Annotated in this window: 10 protein-coding genes, 2 pseudogenes and 1 CRISPR repeat array; of the genes and pseudogenes, 3 read left to right on the top strand and 9 right to left on the bottom strand. The window is 68.7% G+C overall.

Annotation, left to right across the window (positions count from 1 at the left end; genetic code table 11):
* Window positions 1-421 precede the first annotated feature (421 nt).
* The 9 genes and pseudogenes from ACH4UM_RS40360 to ACH4UM_RS40320 all read right to left on the bottom strand — a co-directional run bounded on the left by ACH4UM_RS40360 (window position 422) and on the right by ACH4UM_RS40320 (window position 13,419).
* Window positions 422-688, bottom strand: a complete 267-nt coding sequence (locus tag ACH4UM_RS40360) for a trypsin-like serine protease (RefSeq protein ID WP_398191203.1) — start codon at window positions 686-688, stop codon at window positions 422-424.
* Between the two features lie 54 nt (window positions 689-742).
* Window positions 743-1,003, bottom strand: a complete 261-nt coding sequence (locus tag ACH4UM_RS40355; protein ID WP_398191200.1) for a hypothetical protein — start codon at window positions 1,001-1,003, stop codon at window positions 743-745.
* Window positions 1,004-1,773: 770 nt separating this feature from the next.
* Complete coding sequence (locus ACH4UM_RS40350; RefSeq protein WP_398191197.1) at window positions 1,774-2,649, bottom strand: FKBP-type peptidyl-prolyl cis-trans isomerase; 876 nt, start codon at window positions 2,647-2,649, stop codon at window positions 1,774-1,776.
* Between the two features lie 415 nt (window positions 2,650-3,064).
* On the bottom strand, window positions 3,065-3,283 hold the full coding sequence (locus ACH4UM_RS40345) for a hypothetical protein (protein WP_398191194.1): 219 nt from the start codon (window positions 3,281-3,283) through the stop codon (window positions 3,065-3,067).
* On the bottom strand, window positions 3,280-9,522 hold the full coding sequence (locus tag ACH4UM_RS40340) for a DNRLRE domain-containing protein (RefSeq protein WP_398191191.1): 6,243 nt from the start codon (window positions 9,520-9,522) through the stop codon (window positions 3,280-3,282). Before ACH4UM_RS40340 ends, ACH4UM_RS40345 begins: the two co-directional genes overlap by 4 nt.
* A 500-nt stretch (window positions 9,523-10,022) precedes the next feature.
* Window positions 10,023-10,187, bottom strand: a complete 165-nt coding sequence (locus ACH4UM_RS40335) for a hypothetical protein (protein WP_398191188.1) — start codon at window positions 10,185-10,187, stop codon at window positions 10,023-10,025.
* 85 nt (window positions 10,188-10,272) lie between these two features.
* Window positions 10,273-11,301: a Tn3 family transposase gene (locus ACH4UM_RS40330; RefSeq protein ID WP_398191186.1), complete on the bottom strand. Its 1,029-nt coding sequence runs from the start codon at window positions 11,299-11,301 to the stop codon at window positions 10,273-10,275.
* Between the two features lie 73 nt (window positions 11,302-11,374).
* Window positions 11,375-11,593, bottom strand: a pseudogene (locus tag ACH4UM_RS40325) (hypothetical protein); the annotation flags it as partial.
* Window positions 11,521-13,419, bottom strand: coding sequence for a DUF4158 domain-containing protein (locus ACH4UM_RS40320; RefSeq protein WP_398191183.1), 1,899 nt, complete (start codon window positions 13,417-13,419; stop codon window positions 11,521-11,523). The gene ACH4UM_RS40320 and the pseudogene ACH4UM_RS40325, both read right to left, overlap by 73 nt.
* Window positions 13,420-13,619: 200 nt before the next feature.
* Between ACH4UM_RS40320 and ACH4UM_RS40315 the strand changes: the two are divergent.
* The 3 genes and pseudogenes from ACH4UM_RS40315 to ACH4UM_RS40305 all read left to right on the top strand — a co-directional run.
* Window positions 13,620-13,850: pseudogene (locus ACH4UM_RS40315) on the top strand (transposase); the annotation flags it as partial.
* 14 nt (window positions 13,851-13,864) lie between these two features.
* Window positions 13,865-14,807: direct repeats of the CRISPR family, unit length 29 nt; unit sequence GTCGTCCCCGCGCCTGCGGGGGTTACTCC.
* Between the two features lie 3 nt (window positions 14,808-14,810).
* The gene (locus ACH4UM_RS40310; protein WP_398191180.1) at window positions 14,811-15,374 is read left to right on the top strand and encodes a hypothetical protein; all 564 of its coding nucleotides are present in this window, start codon (window positions 14,811-14,813) and stop codon (window positions 15,372-15,374) included.
* Window positions 15,375-15,903: 529 nt separating this feature from the next.
* Window positions 15,904-18,638: NB-ARC domain-containing protein (locus ACH4UM_RS40305; protein WP_398191178.1), on the top strand; the 2,735-nt coding region annotated here is incomplete at its 3' end.

Below are 18,638 nucleotides of genomic sequence, written 5' to 3'. Positions count from 1 at the left end.
CGGTTGGCGGTGGGGTTGCGTCGGCTCTGGCCGGGGAGGGTGCGGGTCCCAGCAGGCCCAGTACCAGCGCGCTGGGCAGCAGGCCCAGACACAGCACGCGGACCGCGTGCTGTGCCCCTGCCGCCACGCGCCGCGAGCGTCGTGGATATCTCACTGCAGACTCTATTCGTCTCAATTACTTATGGGGGGTTGTGTGCACCCGCTCGCACAGGGACCTGACTGATCACAGGCCCGTGCGCGGCCGGGCCCGAGGGGCGGCCCATCGGTGTCTTGGGGATCCGCCCCTCGAACGGTGTGTGGAACGTCAGTTGGCCGGTGCGAGGCGGACTTCGTCGTGCAGGCCCTTGGCGTCGACGCCGGTGAAGAGGCTGACGTCGCCGTCACTCCAGCTGAGCGGTGCCGCCGATGGTGGCGGTCGTCTTCAGCTTCGGCGCGCCGGGGCAAGGGGGCCGCCCGGGGTGTCGGTGAAGCAGCTCGCGGCCGTCAGCAGCCACTGCGGAGCCACCAGGGTGGCCGAACAGCCGCGCTGGCCGCCGATATCAAGCCGTGCGGTGGCGATGGACACCGTGTCAGAAGCCTGCGGGCCCGATACGGCGGCCGCGGGCGTGCCCGACAAGGCGGCGACAGCCAGCGACGTAGCGGCGATCAGACCGGAAGCCCGCGCCGTGCGCGGACGAAAGCCAGACATGAACGACTCCCCGTTTCATGCGAGATCGGTGAGGAAGAAGGACAAGTCGGTCGCTCAGCCTGTGACGCGCAGTTTCACCAGAACAGTGGACGCACCCCCGGCGGTCCCCTCACCAACGCTCTGATAGCCGTTCTTCGCCACGCTCACCGTCTTGACCGGCGCCGACGGGTCACCCTGCGGCTTCAGATCCGCGCTGATCGGATGATCAGCGGTCTCCAACGCAATGACGTGCGGGAGCTCCAACGTGAGATAACCAGTCCTGGCGACGGCCTTGAAGCAGTAGGCCCCCTGCGGGTTCCCGCCCTGGCCCTGCACGGTGAGGACCCTGATCTGCCGGGCCGATTCATCACACGCGGCAAGGGCGATGCGCCCATCCCCTTGATCAGCCTGATGCCCTTGTCAGTTTGGATCTGATCCGCGTTCGGGTAGGCGAAGTCCTCCACCGCGTAGGTCGGCGTGTCGTTTCCCGACGGCGGCTGCGGGTGCGCAGAAGCGAGCATCGGCGTCCCCGCCAGCACCAGGACGGCAGCAAACCCCGCGAGCGGGAGCATCCTGCGCATGCGAGGAGTCACCCGGATTCCTTTCCAGGCACGGGTGACGGCATGACGGAATAACATCTGCAGCCCCCGGTGCACACAGACGTAAAGCAAAAATAAGTGGTCGACCATGATCCTAAAACGACGTCAGAAGTAAACCAACGTAATAAGACTCACACACAACCCACGGAACCTACACCATAGATTCACGGTCAGGGCATGGGCATAGTGCCACCGACATGACACATCACCCACCACAGGTCTCAGCCGGCTGATGCCCAGACTGGCGTCATAGTTGCCCACTAAAGGGCGGCAGCTGTTTTGCAGGAAGAAAGAGGATCACATACTCGTGGTCCATCGCTGTGGGTAATTGCTTCCAGGATCTTCCCGGCCGCCTTGCCAGTGAACACCTTCTCGCAGCCGGCCACGGGCAGCACGTGCTGCTGGGTACTGCCAGACGCAGGTGATGGATCCCCTCATGGGTGCGTGCTGGGCGGCCTTCGTGCTGCAGGGCCGTCGACTGGATGAGTGGCCGGTCCTGGCGTCGCCTCAGGTGGCGGCGAGGATGTCGAGAACCGAGATCACAGTGGCGCCGGGTGCCAGGCCCTTCGGGGGATGCGGACCGTACGCCAGATTCGCGGGGATGACGGCGAGCACGCGGCTGCCGACCCGCTGGCCGACCAGGGCGCGGTCCCAGCCGGCGATGACGTTGCCTCGGCCGATCACGACGGGCAGCGGGCCGCCGTCCGCGTGGGAGCTGAGGAAGAGGTCCGCCTCGTCCTTGCCGCGAGCGGCATCCCAAGCAGCCGAGGAATGCTGCAGGACCAGGGTCTGCCCGGCCTTCACTACCGGACCGGTGCCGTCCACCAGGCGCTTGACGACCAGGCCCTTGGGGGCCGCCTGGTCGGGGACGGACAAGGTCGCGGTGCCGTCGCCCTCGTTCATGTGCACCTCGGGCAGCGCATCGGAGACCGAGTGCTGCTCGCCGGGGACGATGGTGTGGGCGCCGATGACGTTCAGGATGTCGACGGCGAACACGACCGTGTCCTTGCCGGTGACATGGAGCTGCGCGCTGCCGGTCGTCCCGTACGCAGCCGCCGGGGGTGCGACGACCAGGATCCGGCTACCGGCACGCTGGCCCTGCACGGCCCGGTCCAGGGCAGGCAGCGTCGCGCCCCGCCCGACGGCGAACACCTGCGGCCGGGCCCCCTTGCCGTACGAGCCGGGAAGTGCCTTGCCAGTGCGCCATACCTTGGCGGTGTAGCGGACGACGGCCACATCGCCGGTGCGTGCCGAACGTCCCCGTCCCTGCGTCTGCGGCGCGACGACGAACTTGCCGCTTGGCGCGGCTTTCGGGATCGAGATCGTGGCCGAGCGCCCGAACTCTCCTGAGGCCATGGGCAGTTCAGCATCCGTGCGCACCACGGCGGGCACGGCAGCCTTCGTTTGCACAGGCGGCGAAGGGGCCGCGAGCGGCCGGTGCCAGCCGTCCGGCCGAGACTGGTGGGACGAGTCGTTGCTGCTGCACCCCACGAGCACGAGGGCGGGTGCTATCAACAATGCTGCGAATCGGCGCATTACTTTCCCGAGGTTCGGGTGGGCACGACCTCCGATGATTCGGATCGGTCGCCCCACCATGGACTGACTTTCTCAGAGATTTCCGATCGGGCTTGGCAGCGCGAGACTGCGCAGCCACAACAGAAGAGGAGAATCCGCGCCAGATTGCCCTGGAAGAGAGACGCAGTAGCCGTTCTGCGCGAGTTCGGGCAGGTGGGTGATGTGGGCCCCTGTTCACACGGCCGGATTCCAGGGACCCACATCATTCACAGGAGGACTTGGGTCATCGCTCCGAGGCGTCCGGAGCGGAGGCCCCGTTCGCCTTCCGGTAGCGCATGATGTCCCTGCCGGTGGTGATCGCGATGCTCAGGAAGGCCACCAGGAAGAGCGCGGCCAGCTTGTAATGGTTGCCAGTGATGAGCAGTATGCCCATACCAGCCGCCGCGACGCCCATGGCCGCTTCCAGCCCGAGCAATGTTCGGCTCCGGACACGTGATGTCATGCTCTGCACCTCTCAGCCCAAACGATGGGCGGCCCGGCCCACTTGATCGTATAGCTGAACATGTACTTGCGTCCGTAGAACTCGACGGCAATGCACTCGCCCTTGTACACCGCGTATCCGGCTACCAGGAACACGTACATCGAATACGCCTCGACGGCGATCCACACCGCCCTGACGTAGATGTTCTTCACCCATTCCCGGGCCCACCAGAGCACGGTGAAGATGGAGCCCGACCACCACGCGACCGTTTGCGTCTCACTCTTGTTGAGGTGAATGGTCACCCACCACACCGGTGACCACCAGCTGTCCGAGTGGCTGCCCACGCGGAAGGCGCCGCTCAGGTCCGCGCAGTTGACGGAATCACCGGCGCAGTAGTCGTAGGCGTTGGCGTTCCCGCCCGGGACAGGGTCCGTCTGGAGGAAACGGCCGGTGGTGGAGTCGTAGAGGCGCACCCCCATCAGGACGGCGCCGGTGACGGTGTCCGAGGAGCGTTGATGACCGCCCAGCCAACTGTTGCGGGCTATGGCCGTGCCGTCCTCGGGGTTACCGTACTCGTCGTAGGCCGACGCGGTCGCCGATGTGCCGTCGAGTGGCAGCTGGACGGTGGCGTCGCCATGGAGGTTCGTCATCTCCAGGGCAGTTCCGCCCGTGGCGCCGGTGACGGCGGTGAGGACGCGGTCGATGCCGTGCACGTAGCGGGTGAGCGTCCCGCCTGCGTCTTCGGCGGTCCAGATCGGACTGTCGCCGTCGTTGCCGTAGTGGTTGACCTTGGAGCCGGTCTGGGTCCAGGTGCCCCCGCTGTTGGACTCCGTGGTCCAGGACGCCAGCCGATCGCCCGCGTCGAGGGTCCACGTCTGGCGACTGGTGCCGTCGGCGGAGGTCTGCTGACGGACCAGGTCGTTGGTGTAGTAGGCGATGGTTGCGCCGGACGCCTGGGTGGTGGTCCGGCCGAACGCGTCGTAGACGGTGCCCGCGTTCACCAGCCGGTCGGCGCTGTCGTAGGTGTTGGTGGTGCTGGTCGCACCCGTTGAGCTGCACGCCGTGCCGGCGGCGCTGACGCTGGTGGCGAGGGCGGTGCGGTTGCTGTTGCCGTCGAAGGTGTAGGCGCGGCGCGTGCAGGTCCCGCCGGGGGCCGTGTCGTCGGCCTGGGTCAGCCGTCCCGTGGCGTCGTAGGTGTAGGTGCGGGAGTGGGTCAGCCCTCCGGTGTCGGTGTCGTTGACGGTCTGGCTCTGGATGGATTCGTCGGCGGTGTCGGAGGCGACCACGGTGCCGTCGCTGTCCTTGGTGTAGACCCGGGAGGTCTGCGCGCCGGTCTCGTCCTGGGTCAGGGTGAGGGTGTAGCCGCCGGGCAGCTGCTCGGTGGCCAGCTCACCGTCCCCGTCGTAGGTGGCGTTGAAGGTGCCCGCGACGGAGTCGGTGCGGGAGGTCTCCACACCCCGCGGGTCCTTGGTGGTGTCGTACGTGTACGTGGTCGTTGACGGAGCGGAGTCGGTCACCCTGGTGCGGCGGTTCAGCGCGTCGTACTGGGTGGCCGTGGTGTTGCCGCTGCCGTCGCTGTAGGAGATCTCCCGTCCGAGCTGGTCGTAGGCGTGGGTGACGGTACCGGCGCTGCTGGAGACCGTTGCCACCCGTCCGTTGTCGCTGTCGTACGTCGCGGTTGTGGCGGGTACGGCCGTGCCCGAGCCATCGGTGATGGAAACCCCGGTGAGGCGTCCGGCCGCGTCGTAGGTGTGGGTGGTGGTGCGGGTGACGGAGTTGGCGGTCTCGGTGAGGACGGTCTGGTTGCCCCACCGGTCGTACTGAAGGGTCTTGGTGGGCAGTTGTGTGGGGTTGGTGCCGCCGCCGGTGATCGCACCCGCCGGACCGGTGGAGCACGGCAGGTCGGCCCACTCGGGACGCCCGTTGCACGCCCCTGTACCCGTCGCCGAGTAGTAGGTGGTCACTGTCGCACCCGCGTCGGTGCCGTTCGACTTGGGCAGGGTGGTCTTGATGACGCGGCCCTGGGTGTCGTACGACGCGGTCTTGACGAGGTTGAGACCGCCCGGGTCGCTCGTCGTGGACGTCGGCAGGCCCTTCACCCAGTCGTACGCCGTCTTCGTGGTGCGGGTGTCGCCGTCGGACGGGTAACCGTCCACGTAGGCGCCGATGGTGACGGTGGTCGGCTGGTTGGACACGGTGGCCGTACCGTCGGTGGGGCGGCCCTCGTCGTACGCGGTCACGGTGTGGGACCGCGCCGCCACCTCACTGCCCGCCGGCAGGTCGGTGCCACCCGTGCCGGCGTGCAGTACACCGGTCAGTGTGACCATGTGCAGCGGGCCGAACCTCTCCAGCTCGCGCAACCCGTCACTGGAGTACACATGGGTGGTGGACAGCCGTTGCGCACGGTCCGTCGTGGACAGGCCGTTGATGCCGAGCAGGGTCAGCTCGGTCAGTCCGGAACCGCTGGTGGAGAGCGCCAACTCCCGGTTGCCGGCAGTCAGTTCACGGACGGTATTGCCCAGGTGGTCGTACTCGGTCACGCTCATGTGACCGCCCGGGGCGGAGCTGTCGACCTCACGACCCGACGCGTCCACGTACGAGATCGAAGCGCGGGTGTAGCTGGCCGCAGGCAGGGCCGACCCGGTGTTCGACGCGGGCACGGAATCCGGCGGGAAGACCGCGGTCGCGTCGGTGGGTACGTCCGTCTGACCCCAGGCCGCAACGTCGGTGCCGCCCACCTGGTAGGGGGCGTTGGTGCCGGTCAGCGGTACGTCGTAGACCACACTGGTCGTGGCCGTGCCGCCGTCGGTCTGCGTCTTCGAACCCGCCACCAGGGTGGGACGGGAGGCGGCCAGCAGCATGCCGTCGCCCGCGGTGGCCGCGTTGCCGGCCGTGCCGTAGGTGAAGGTCCAGGTCAGCTCACCGGGCGGGGTCAGGGTCTGTACCCGACCGGAGCTGTCGTAGGTGTAGCTGGTCTTCAGCGCCGGGCTGATCCTTGGGTCCCACTCCTCGCGCAGCCGACCGGAGTCGTCGTAGTTGTAGGCGGCAATGGAGGTGACGGTGGATGCGGATGCGCCGGGGTCGGTGGCCCACAGGCGGATGCGCTTGACCCGGCCGACGTAGTCACCAAAGGACGTTGACGTAGCGGTGGTGGAGAGAGGGTAGAGGAACTCCAGTACGCGGCAGCCCTTCACGGACGGGTCGGTCTGACAGGTGGCCGAGTCCACAGCGGAGGTCGGGGCGATGATGTATTTCGGCCGCGCCGCGGGCTTGCCGCCCACGGTGGTCTTGGTGGCGTACACCGTGGTGGTGGAGTTGCTGGTGGCCAGCTTCGTGGTGGCCACGTTCCATGTGGTCACCTGCGCGTCGGACGCGTCCACCTTGGCGAATGTGGTGGCCGTTCCTGCGTCGTCCGTGAGCGTGAACGAACCCGTCAGCGAACCGGTCAGGGTCAAGTCTTCCGCACCGGGCTCGGGCTTCCACCCGCCGGAGCTGGTGGCGGTGAAACCGGTGGCGTCCCCGTCCACGTCGACCAAGGCCACCGAGGTGGATGAGGTCTGGCGCACGTAGGCCCAGTGGGAGTCGGTGATTTCCGCGACCGTGCCGGAGGTCCATTGCGGGCCGAAGATCGGAGCCTGACCCTCCTGCTCGGCACCCGCGTTCGGGCGACGGGAGGACGCGGTACGCGAGACAGACATGCCGAACGCCGAAGCGTCAGTGGCCGACAGGGTGTAGTCACCGGTCAGAGCATTCACCGAACCGGGCCCGACCTCCTGGCTGGGCGCGGTTCCCGCGTTGCGGTCCACGGTGACCGTCGACGGCGGCGAGTACCCGGTCGTGGTGCCGTCGGTGAACGCCGCGCGGATGTCGACCGGGCCGTCCTCGGTCAGCGACGTGGTGATGTTCCACGTCAGCGCGGGCGGCGCGCCACTGGGGGCGGCCAGCGGCCAGGCCGTCACCGGCGAGCCGTCGCTGTTCTTGGTGACGTCCGCGAGCGGCACGTTGTGCCAGCTGTCGGTCTCACCGCGGCGGTACTGGTAGGTGACACCGGTGTAGGTGGGCTTGCCGGTCGCGGCCAGGGCCACCCTGCGCGCGGGCCGGTCGCCGTCGCCGGGGCTGAGCAGCGCGGCACCGTCCGCACCTACGCCGAAGGAGTACTTGGTGTTGGTGGCCGACAGGTTTCCGCCGGAGTCGATGGTCTGGGCGTACAGCGTGTGCCAGCCGTCGGCGGGCGTGATGGAAATGTTCTGCGCGTTACCGCCGGTGCCGTCCACCGTGTCATACACGCTCTGCGCCATTGTCGGGTCGTCCAGGCCCCACTTGAAGCCCTGCCCGTCCGTTGACGTCGTGTTCAGGGTGCAGGTCACCGCGCCGGGCGCCTTCGCCGACCAGGTGTCCTGCGGGTACGAGGGACAACTGATGGACGGGGCCGCTGGCCGTATCGTGTTCACGTCGAAGGGGATGTACCCCGACCAGGACCCGTAGTCGGTGGAGTCGTATCCGCGCGCCCGGAGCCGCAGGTGGTCCCCCGCCGTCAAGGCGTTGGCCGACGGGATGGCCAGGGTGGCTGTGGACCCGGACGCCACGCCCGCGCTGGTCGCGGTGTAGGTGTAGGTGGTGTCGTTGTACGCGGGGTCCGGGGTCAACTCGAACTGGGCCTTGACCGTGCCACCGTCCGCGTCCGTCACCTTCGCCGACAGGGTCGGCGTCAGCGAGGTCACGTACCGCTTGCCGTTGTAGGCGTTCACCGTCGAGGGCGAGACAGCCACCGCGGTCGGCACGCCGGGGTAGGAGTTGTAGGTCACCACCAGCTTCGGCGCGTACCCGGACGTGGAGTAGTTGGCCGAGCGGAACCGGCGCCAGGTGGTGGAATCGCTCTCGTTGGCGCTCGCCAGCTGCAGACCGTAGTTGGCCGCGCCGTTGGCCCAATCCTGCACCATCGCCTGGAGGTCCCAGTTCGACCAGGCTCCGGGGCAGGAGGAGTCGTAGCCCCAGTGCCCGCTGTTCGCCGCCTTGTTGGTGGTCGTGGTCGTCGGCTGGGCGCCCCAGGTGATCGACGAGGAGGACCACGAGGAGGTGATCCGCTTGGCGTCCGTGGTCGCACCCGACGTCGAGCAGGTCGACGAGTAGTAGTTGTACAGCGACATCGTCGCCGACTGGATGTGCTTGCCCGTGAACGGCGACACGTCGAACTTCAGATACGACCGCGCCACGTCCGTGCCCGCGTCGTAGGTACCCGACTTCAGCTCCTCAGAGGAGACCTGCGAGTCCGGGTAATCGGGGTTCTGCACCCACGTGTCCGTCGTGACCGCCAGCGTGGACGTGGGGTCCACGGTCACCGGATAAGCCGCGGTCGCCAGGAAGTCCTTGTCCGGGGTGAGCACCAGGGTCTGCGAGCCGTCCGCCGCGGTCTCGATCGTCGTGGCGACCCGCTCCTGGTGCGCCGACTCACCGGAGACCTTGTCCTTGGACGCATCCCACATCATCGGGGCCGGCGCCTCGGCCACCAGGTCACCATCGCCGTTCTTCAGCAGCAGGTGCCCGGAGTCCGCCTGGGACAGCTTCAGCCCGTCCAGGTTCAGCGGAATCCGGTAGGACACCGTGTCGTTGCCAGGCTGCTGGGCGAGCTCGATGTTCTCCGAGAAGCCCTGTGCCAGCGCGGTGACCGACAGAGTCTGCCCGCTGCCCAGGTTGTAGGAGGCCGTGTCGCCCTTCACGGACGGGGTGGGCAGCTTGTCCTGCCAGCCCAGCCCGAAGGACTCCTTCCCCTTGGCCACCGACGCCAGCTGGGTGTCACCGCCGTCGGAGACCGCGATGTCCGCGGCCGCCGCTGCCGGCGTGAGGTCGGCGCCGGTGTCGGACAACGAGGTGTCGATGTCCTTCCAGGCCCCATCCTGCTTGACGCGGATCGGCCCGGCGTACGCCTCGGTCTGCAGTTCCCCACCGGGCAACGCGTACGTCGTCGAGTCCGCCGTCCGCGCGGACAGCACCTCGATCTTCCGGTTCTGCAGACGGGCCATCAGCACCGCTGACGCCTCATCCTGCGCCTCCGCAGGACCCGACACCGCGGAGGAATCGGACGATGTGGACGCGGATGCCGTGGTGGCCGTATCCGCGGCGAACGCCATCCCGGTGTCCTCGGCGACCAGCGCGGTCTCCACCGCTATCGCCAGCACCACACTCATGGCAATCTGCCGCAGCCGCCGGGCCTGTCTCTTCTTCTTCTTCGGTCTGCCACGAGGCGCAGGTCTGTGACGCATGATCAGCTCCCTCCCTGACACTCCGCGATGCGGAGCCAACAGAAAACGGACTGATCTTCATAGGAGGTGCGCAGCTCACCCATGACAGGTACACGGAAGACTCATGCAAAAGCCAAGAAATCACCAAGGTACCTTAAAAGTCGCTACGCTGGCCGACCTCTAGAGGTGGTCCTATTGCGCGTTTCATGCACTTCAATCCCGGTGTCGCCTGACGCTGGAAGCCGCACATGCGTTCCCTGACCCGCTTCAAGACTTTGCCAAGAAACGAAAGAAGAAGTGGATCAATTGGTAATAACTCGGCAAGGGCCCTGGTGAGTCACCTGCGCGCCCTGTATGGCCAAGCGTTGACAGTTACCAAATAATTCGCGCACTGGCCCCCGCCTTGCATGTCACGCCACAGCGGGGGAGCTGGGAATGCCCGCATCGCGGACCGCATGGGCACACCGTCGGCCCCGGCCTCCGCCCTTTTCCCCGTGGGGCGCCGCCGGGCCGACCGCCGCCTACATCCCGGCCGCCACGTCGTCGGTGGCCACGGTCCGTAGCGGGCGGCGGCCCTTCTCATCGAGCTGGGCGAGTTCGTGTTCGTCGTCGACCGTGATCGAGCCGTAGTAGTTCACCGCGGAGCTGCGGGCCGGAGAGATGTGCGCCAGGACCTCGGCGTCCACCTCGCGGCCGGCGCCGCGCAGTTCGTGACTCCCTGCGCGGGCGCCGGGGCATCGACCAGCTCGGCACCGAGCGTTCTGCGCCCGGTCACAGCCGATCCGCCATGAGCGTCGAGCCCGTGTGACCTGCGCGTTCATCACCGACTCCCCTCGTAGAGGAGCGCTGCCAGAGGCCATCCGCAGGAAGGCGAAGCGCGCTGTCGTACGGGCCGGGCGGGATGTGGAGGGTGGCGGTGTCGTAGTCGCCGAAGCGCAGCACGTTGTCCCTGCGGTGCGGGCTGAGCGCGGCGATGTCGTCGGGGCTCAGCTCCCAGCCCAGGGCAGCCATCTGACGCAGTGTGTCAGTCATGTCGACCGTGGTGGAGAAGATGATGCTGTTGGCCATCAGGTCGAGGAACTTGACGGCTTTCTCCTGGAGTTCGGGGTCTCGGGAGCGCAGGTAACCGTCCCCGCCGAAGTGCAGCCACTTCGTGTACCCGTTGTATGCCTCGGCCTTGTTCGTCGCCCTGGTGATCTGCTCCCGCAGCTGCGGGTCCGACAGGTAGCGGAGCAGAACGATCGTCCGGACGGCGCGGCCGACCTCGCGGAAGACCCGGTAGATCTGGTTCTTGCGGGAGTGGTTGTTCAGGCGCCGCAGGAGGGTGACGGAGGACACGGTGCCTTCCCGTACCGACAGGCCGACCTGCATGAGGTCCTTGAAGCCGTTCTCGATGAGCTGCCAGTCGATGCAGGTGCGTGGGTCGGCGGAGAACAGCGCGTCGATATGCCGGTAGCGCACCTGGGGATCGGGGCGGTGGAAGGTGAGGTCCTGGAAGTTGCGTATCCGCGGCAGCAGGTCGATGCCAAGCAGGTGGGCGAGTCCGAAGACCGGGAAGGACTGGCCCTGGGTGTCGGCGTGTACGGTGTCCGGCTTGACCTCCGACTCGTTCGCGAGGAGCGCGTCGATGATGTAGACGGCTTCCCACACCCCGCAGGGGATGAACCGGGAGAAGAGCGCAACGTAGGTGTCGGAGACCAGGTGGTGGGCGATCCCGCCGTAGCCGCCGTAGCGGATCGAGGTCTCGGCGAGGAGGTTGTCGATGACGGTGTCCATCATGGTGCCGTCCACCGCAGCCACCGCCCCATCCCCCCCACGCTGAGGTCAGGTCCAGGCTGGCATGGGCGTTGACCACGTCGGCTCCGCACCGGTTGAGAACCGGGATGGTGAAGTGGCGCTTCGCGATGGCACCGAGTTCGTGCGCGGTCACGCTGCCCCGCATGTGGCGCACGGCCTGGGCGGGGCCGAGCCCGGAGCCGTAGACGAACGCGGTGGTCACGTAGCGCGGCAGGGGTTCCTTCAGCTTCGGCTCGCTGCCCGAGCGCGGGCCGGGCCGTTTCCACCAGTCCGTCCAGTGCGCCGCCCGCGCCAGATGGTCAGCACGCTGCGGGCGGGAAGCCGCTCGGAGAGAGCTTCTTCCAGCTTCTCCGCGGAGGCGGTGCGCTCGCCTGCTCTGCGTAGGGCAAGGGAGGGGACGCCGGTGACCGGGTCGATGGTGAGGTCCTTGTTGTCCGGGTACCCGGCGTCCACGGTTTCGGCGATCGTGGTGAGCCGCTCGCGCAGCCGAACGGTGAACTCGCTGGCGGTGGCCGGGAGGCCGGCCTGCTCGCAGAAGCCCGTGAGCTTGGGCTCGCACTGCTCCCAGGGCAGGAGCATGCGCGTCCAGTCACCGTAGTCCTCGGCGCCAGTGACGGCGACATCACCGCAGCGCAGCTCTTCCACGAGGCAGGCGAACACCATTGCCTCGAAATGGCGGCGGACCAGCATCCCAGGCTGTTCACGGGAGTAGACGGTCTTCAGCCACATCTTCGGCGCGAACGACAGGTCCAGCCGTATCAACTCCCCGTTCTCGTCCTTGCGGGTGGGGTGCGTGTCCGCGACGAGGGGCCGGGTGAGGTGCTGGTGAGCGAGGACGTGGTCCAGCGCGTCCAGCACGCTGCGGTCGGTCGAGGTCGCGGTGAACGACAGACGGCGGGCGATCTTGAACATGGTCGGCCGGTCCGGCTTGAAGAAGCGCTCTACCAGCGCCGTGTAGTTGCTGCCCCGGTATGGGTCCAGGGCCTCCAGCTCCGCGATCTGGGCCTCGAACCCGCCCGCCGCCTCGATGGCGGCCCGGGCGTTCTTCAGCGCCAGCAGGTCATCCAGCGACGCCTCCCCCTCCCACGCGCCGGGAGCGGCCTCGCCGCTGCCGCGCAGGGCGGTCAGCACGTCCCGGAAGGTGGCCAGGAGCTGCTCGGTGGTCTCCTTCTGCCGCTTCTCGATCTCCAGCAGCTCTTCCTGGGCCCGCTTGAGGTGCCGGGACATGCGCTTGGAGAGCATCACCACGGTCTCGTCCCGCGCCGCCGCCTGTACCTGCGCCAGTAGGCACACGGTCAGCGCGGTGCGGCGCGGCTCGGCGATGTCCTTCATCTCGCCCACCGACAACACCCTCGCCTGCTCGGCCAGCGCGGCCACCTTCGCCGGCGGTGTCTTCCCCACCCAGAAGACGGCATCCCCCAACCCGTCCACCCTCTCCATCCGCTCCGCATGCGCCCGAAACCGCGACCACGTCGCCCGCCGGGCGGGCTGCTTGACCCACGCGAACAAACTCAGGTACTCGCCCTCGACGACCTCCAGCATGCCTGCGACCCGCTCCCGCGCCGCGTCACTCATGCGCGCGACGATCGCCTCGCACTGCAAAGCTTCCACCTCGAAGCGGATACGGGAAGCCATCCGGTCCAGGGTGGAAAACGCCGGGAGCTCCAGCCGCTCCTTCTGCCGAACCAGCTCCTCCAGCGCCACATTCACCAGGTCCGCGGTATGCGCCTTCACCGGCGCCGCCACCCGCATCGCCGCCTCCGCGACCGCGCGGGCCTCACCCGGCCTGTGCTTCAGCTCCAGACGCTCACGTACGGCGGAACGGTACCGCTCCTCGCTCCGCTCGGAGTCCGTCTCTGGCACCGTCCCCGCAGCAAGCCCTGCCTGATCGCGCACCTGAGCCACGACCACCTCGGGTATCTCCCCAATCTTGGGGACACGACCCAGCCGTGCCGCAGACTTCAGCATCACCAACAGCGCCAAGACCCGGCCCGGGCGGTCATGCGTACGCTCACGTGCCCACGCCACCTCCTCCGCCGACGGCGTGAAGAACTCCCGCAACTTCCGTTCCGAGATCAGCCTCTTGAACCTCGGATACGCCGTCCGCTCCAGCGACGCCACACCAACCGCCCCACGCCCGACCGACTGACAGCGGCCACCATAAACAGCGACGATCCCGGTAGCGGGGCCAGGGCCAGATCACGGAGCGTACGCACACTCACCGTATTTGAGTGTCACGCTCTGCTATGAAGTGGCGGCTATTACGCGTATCTCCTCCGCCCACCTAAAGAGGTCGTTTTCTCCCAACGCTTCATCCAGTGATGCGGTACTCGACCAACCACCAGGTCGTCATCGACGCGGACTCCCGGCTCGTCGTCGCCGTCGGCCGGCCGCTGCCCGGCAACCGCAACGACTGTAAAGCGTGGGAGCTGTCCGGTGCGAAGGACGCCGTCGGCCACACCACCGTGATCGCGGACGGCGGCTACCGGGGCACCGGCCTGGTCATCCCGCACCGCCGCGAACGTGGCCAGGCCGAACTCCCGGCCTGGAACGAGCAGCACAACGCGCTACCCCCGCGGGCGCGGGGACGACGGTGTCGGCGGTGGTGGCGCGGACGTTGGTGAGGAGCTACCCCCGCGGGCGCGGGGACGACGCCCTCGCCGAGGTCGAGGCCGAGCAACTCGTGGAGCTACCCCCGCGGGCGCGGGGACGACAGGACGACCCATCAGGCGTCGCGCGGGGGCTGGGAGCTACCCCCGCGGGCGCGGGGGTTACTCCAGGTAGCGGACGAGGCTGCGAAGGCGAAGGCTGTCGTCCCCGCGCCTGCGGGGGTTACTCCACGCGGTCGAGGATGCCGTTCTGCATCATCGCGTCGTCCCCGCGCCTGCGGGGGTTACTCCGGTCGTAGTCCCATTCGGAGGCGAGGCAGTCGGTCGTCCCCGCGCCTGCGGGGGTTACTCCGGTCGTAGTCCCATTCGGAGGCGAGGCAGTCGGTCGTCCCCGCGCCTGCGGGGGTTACTCCGTGGGGAAGTCGAGCGGCCAACTGCCGTCATCGTCGTCCCCGCGCCTGCGGGGGTTACTCCCACCCGCAGCGTCCCCGCCGTACCGATGGACTGTCGTCCCCGCGCCTGCGGGGGTTACTCCTGAATGGGGGACGCAATGGCCGACCGCACCGTGTCGTCCCCGCGCCTGCGGGGGGTTGCTCCTGGCCCGAGCCGGCCGAGGCTCCGGCCCCGGCGTCGTCCCCGCGCCTGCGGGGGTTGCTCCCTCCCGCGGACCGGCCCGCAGATCCCAACGGTGTCGTCCGTGCGCCTGCGGGGGTTGCTCCCCACGGCTCAACGCCGTGAGCAAGCGGATCCGGTCGTCCCCGCGCCTGCGGGGGTTCTCCGGCTGGGACCCATCCGAGAACAGCGTGGCGCAGTCGTCCCCGCGCCTGCGGGGGTTGCTCCTCGCCGACAGCTGGTTCCCCACCGCGGTCGCCGTCGTCCCCGCGCCTGCGGGGGTTGCTCGCCATGCTCGCCGAGCATGCTGACCAGCAGCCTTCCTTCCCCGAAGTGGTGACCTTCATCAGCCCGCGCCCGGCGGGCCAGGCCTGGGTGCTGCGCCGCTCGGATCGCCACGAGAACGAGATGACGCATGTTGACGAGCACTCCGCGCTGGCCGATCTCGCCGAGTACATCCGCGGGGTCTGGGACAACCTCGTTGGCGAGGAAGGTGTTCCCGACCAGCCGCCCACGGACGACCGCGAGACCGTGCGGCTCCACTACGGCCCCGAGCGCAACAGCCGCCCGGACGAGGGATACAACCTCTACGCCGAGGACATCGCCAAGCGCGGGCGGACCCGCATTGTGCCGCTCGGCTTCCGCTTCCCCGACGAGGGTGCGAACGAGCAGGCGAACCGGGACGCCACCTTCCACCCGCAGACCGACGACAACGACCTCCCGTGCGTCGAGGTCGATGGCGTCCTGGTGTTTGCCCCCTCGGCCATGAGGCTGGCGCCGTCCGGGTCTACGTGCACCTCGACTCCGCGGAGGACCGGCTGGTCCGTCCCGACGGCACCGTGCCGCTGCGCGTAGAAGTCGAAGACGCCGTGGTTCTGGATGACAGTGCAGAGGGCACTCCCAAGCGGGATCGGAGAACAGACGGAATGCAACGAATAGGGTGACGGAATCCCGTAGCGCGGTCTCTATCTGGTCTTGCGGCGTTCTGCCGATGGTCGCGAGGTGATCTCGCTAGGGTCACGTGCAGGGAAGCGTTGGCGGGGGTGGGCGCGTGCGTGTGCGGGTATGGGCGGCGGCAGTGGTGGCGCTCGCCGGTCTGGGCATTGTCCTGGCGATTGTGCTGGCTCTGGCGGGGAACGCCGCCACGGCCACTGCGCGCTGGCCCTGGCCTCTGGATGAGCTGCGGCAGCATCCGTGGTGGTCTGTCGGTGTCTTCGGCGCGGTGGCCATCGCGGCAGGCGGTGTCGCGGCATGGCTACAGCTGCGTCCGCCAGCGGTCTTGAGCGATCCGCCGCCCCCGCGGCCGATGGCTGTTCCAGACTGGTTCGTCGACCGTGTCCAAACCCGCACCACAGCGGCGGCAGTGTGCCGTGGCGGCCACGCCGTGGGCATCACCACCTCCCTGTGGGGAGCAGGCGGGTTCGGCAAGACGACACTGGCGAACGCGGTGTGCGCCCGCAGACGGGTGCGGCGACACTTCCGCTCCCGGATCTACCCCGTCACCATCGGCCGGGACGTCCGCGGACGAGCGGCGGTGGCCGCCAAGGTCGCCGAGGTCACCCGGTTCATCACCGGCGACACCACCGAGTTCGACGATCCGAATCTGGCCGGCGCCCATCTCGGGCGGCTCCTCGACCAGCGGCCCCGCACCCTGCTCGTCCTCGACGACGTGTGGGAACCTGAGCAGCTCGACCCCTTTCTGAAGGGTGGCCGCCGCTGCGTACGGCTGGTCACCACCCGCAACCCGACCCTGCTGCCGCCCGGTGCCCGCCGCATCCCGGTCGACCAGATGTCCCACGCCCAGGCCGAGGCCGTGCTGACCTGGAACCTGCCACCCCTGCCCGTGGCCCTGGTGAATGACCTGCTGCAGGCGACCGGCCGATGGGCGCTGCTGCTCCGCCTGACGAACCGCCTGATCGCCGAACAGTGCGCCAGCGGGGCTGATCCCACCACGACCGCCGAGCGGATCCTTCACCGACTGTGCGGCAACGGTCCTGCGGCGGTGGATGACCCGACCGCCACGTGGAACCTGGACGACCCCCGCCTGCGCAACCAAGCCGTCAAAGCATCCATCGAGGCCGCAACCACCCTGCTGCCACCCGGCGGCCCGGACCGCTTCACCGAACTCGGCATCTTTGCCGAGGACGAGTCCATCCCCGTCCCGGTGGTCGCCCTGCTGTGGCAGGCAAGCGGCGGGCTGGCCGAGGACCAGACCCGTGTCCTGTGCCGGGACCTTGAACGCCTGTCCCTGCTCACCCTCAACCGGGCCAATGGCGGCACGATCAGCCTCCACGACGTCATCCGCGACTACCTCCGCGGCAATCTCGGCATGGCCCGCCTGGCGCGCATCAACGGTCTCCTGGTCGACACGGTCGCCGCCACCGTTGCTACAGCCCAGCCTCTCGCCCCCACGCATCCCGGACCCGAGAGTGCTTGGTGGCAACTCACCGAGGGCTACCTGCTTGACCACCTCATCGACCACCTCCTGACAGCCGGACGCACCACCCTGGCCGAGGCCGTGGCCGGCGACTTGCGCTGGGTGGAAGCCCGCCTCACCCAGCGCGGACCCACCGCCCCCTGGAGCGACCTCACCCGCATCGACACCGCCCACACCCGCCCCCTGGCCCGCAGCCTCGCCCAGACCGCCCACCTACTCACACCCACCGAACCGCCCTACGCCCTCACCGGCGTCCTCCACACCCGCCTCGACACCCACCCGCACTGGCACCCCCAGATCACCGCACGCCACCAGGACCCCACCCAACGCCCCTGCCTCGTAACCAGGTGGCCCCTGCCCGACGCCCCCTCTCCCGAACTCCAGCGGATCCTCACCGGCCACACCGACCGGGTGCACTCGGTGGCGATTGCGCCGGATGGCTCCTGGCTCGCCACCGTCAGCGATTCCGGCCACGTGGTGCGAATCTGGGACCAGACCTCCGGCACCTGCACCGCCATCCTCGCCGACCACGCCAGCCAAGTGGAATCCTTGGCGATCGCGCCGGACGGCTCCTGGCTCGCCACCGCGAGCAGCGACGGGATTGTGCGGTTGTGGGACCAGGCCACGGGCACCTGTACGTCGACCCTCACCGCTCGCACCGCCAGCACCGGCCACACCAGCTACGACGGAGTGCTGGACTCGGTGGCGATCGCGCCGGAGGGCTCCTGGCTCGCCACTGCCGGCTATGACGGGATGGTGCGGTTGTGGGACCGGGCCACGGGCACCTGTACAGCCACCCTCACCGGCCACACCACTTGGGTGCTGTCGGTGGCGATCGCGTCGGACGGCTCCTGGCTCGCCACTGCCGACTTTGACGGGATGGTGCGGTTGTGGGACCGGGCCACGGGCACCTGTACAGCCACCCTCACCGGCCACACCGGCCCGGTGCTGTCGGTGGCGATCCCGCCCGACGGCACGTGGCTCGCCACAGGCGGCGACGACGGGATGGTGCGGTTGTGGGATCCGGCCACGGGCACCTGCACGGCCACCCTCACCGGCCACACCGGCCCGGTGCTGTCGGTGGCGATCGCGCCCGACGGCACGTGGCTCGCCACCGCCGGTGACAACGACGCGTCTGTGCGGTTGTGGGACCGGGCCTCTGGCACCTGTACAGCCACCCTCACCGGCCACACCGGCCCGGTGCTGTCGGTGGCGATCGCGCCCGACGGCTCCTGGCTCGCCAGCGGCAGCGAAGACCGGACGGTGCGAGTCTGGGACCGAGTGGTCACTGCTCAAACTCCCTCGATTTCCGGCCGCGGCCACACCGGCCGGGTGGAGTCGGTGGCGATCGCGCCCGACGGCACGTGGCTCGCCACCGCCGGTGACAACGACGCGTCTGTGCGGTTGTGGGACCGGGCCTCTGGCACCTGCACGGTCACCCTCACCGGCCACACCGGCATGGTGCTGTCGGTGGCGATCCCGCCCGACGGCACGTGGCTCGCCACAGGCGGCGACGACGGGACGGTGCGATTGTGGGATCCGGCCACGGGCACCTGCACGGCCACCCTCACCGGCCACGCCGGCCCGGTGCTGTCGGTGGCGATCCCGCCCGACGGCACGTGGCTCGCCACAGGCGGCGACGACGGGACGGTGCGATTGTGGGATCCGGCCACGGGCACCTG

The sequence above is a fragment of the Streptomyces sp. NPDC020801 genome (assembly GCF_044334385.1).
GTDB lineage: Bacteria > Actinomycetota > Actinomycetes > Streptomycetales > Streptomycetaceae > Streptomyces.
This window is presented reverse-complemented; position numbering and strand designations above follow the sequence as displayed.

What these genes read in the sequence shown, in the direction of transcription:
- ACH4UM_RS40360 (WP_398191203.1), bottom strand. Translation starts at nt 688, where the DNA reads ATGTCTGGCTTTCGTCCGCGCACGGCGCGGGCTTCCGGTCTGATCGCC.
- ACH4UM_RS40345 (WP_398191194.1), bottom strand. Translation starts at nt 3,283, where the DNA reads ATGACATCACGTGTCCGGAGCCGAACATTGCTCGGGCTGGAAGCGGCC.
- ACH4UM_RS40340 (WP_398191191.1), bottom strand. Translation starts at nt 9,522, where the DNA reads ATGCGTCACAGACCTGCGCCTCGTGGCAGACCGAAGAAGAAGAAGAGA.
- ACH4UM_RS40310 (WP_398191180.1), top strand. Translation starts at nt 14,811, where the DNA reads ATGCTCGCCGAGCATGCTGACCAGCAGCCTTCCTTCCCCGAAGTGGTG.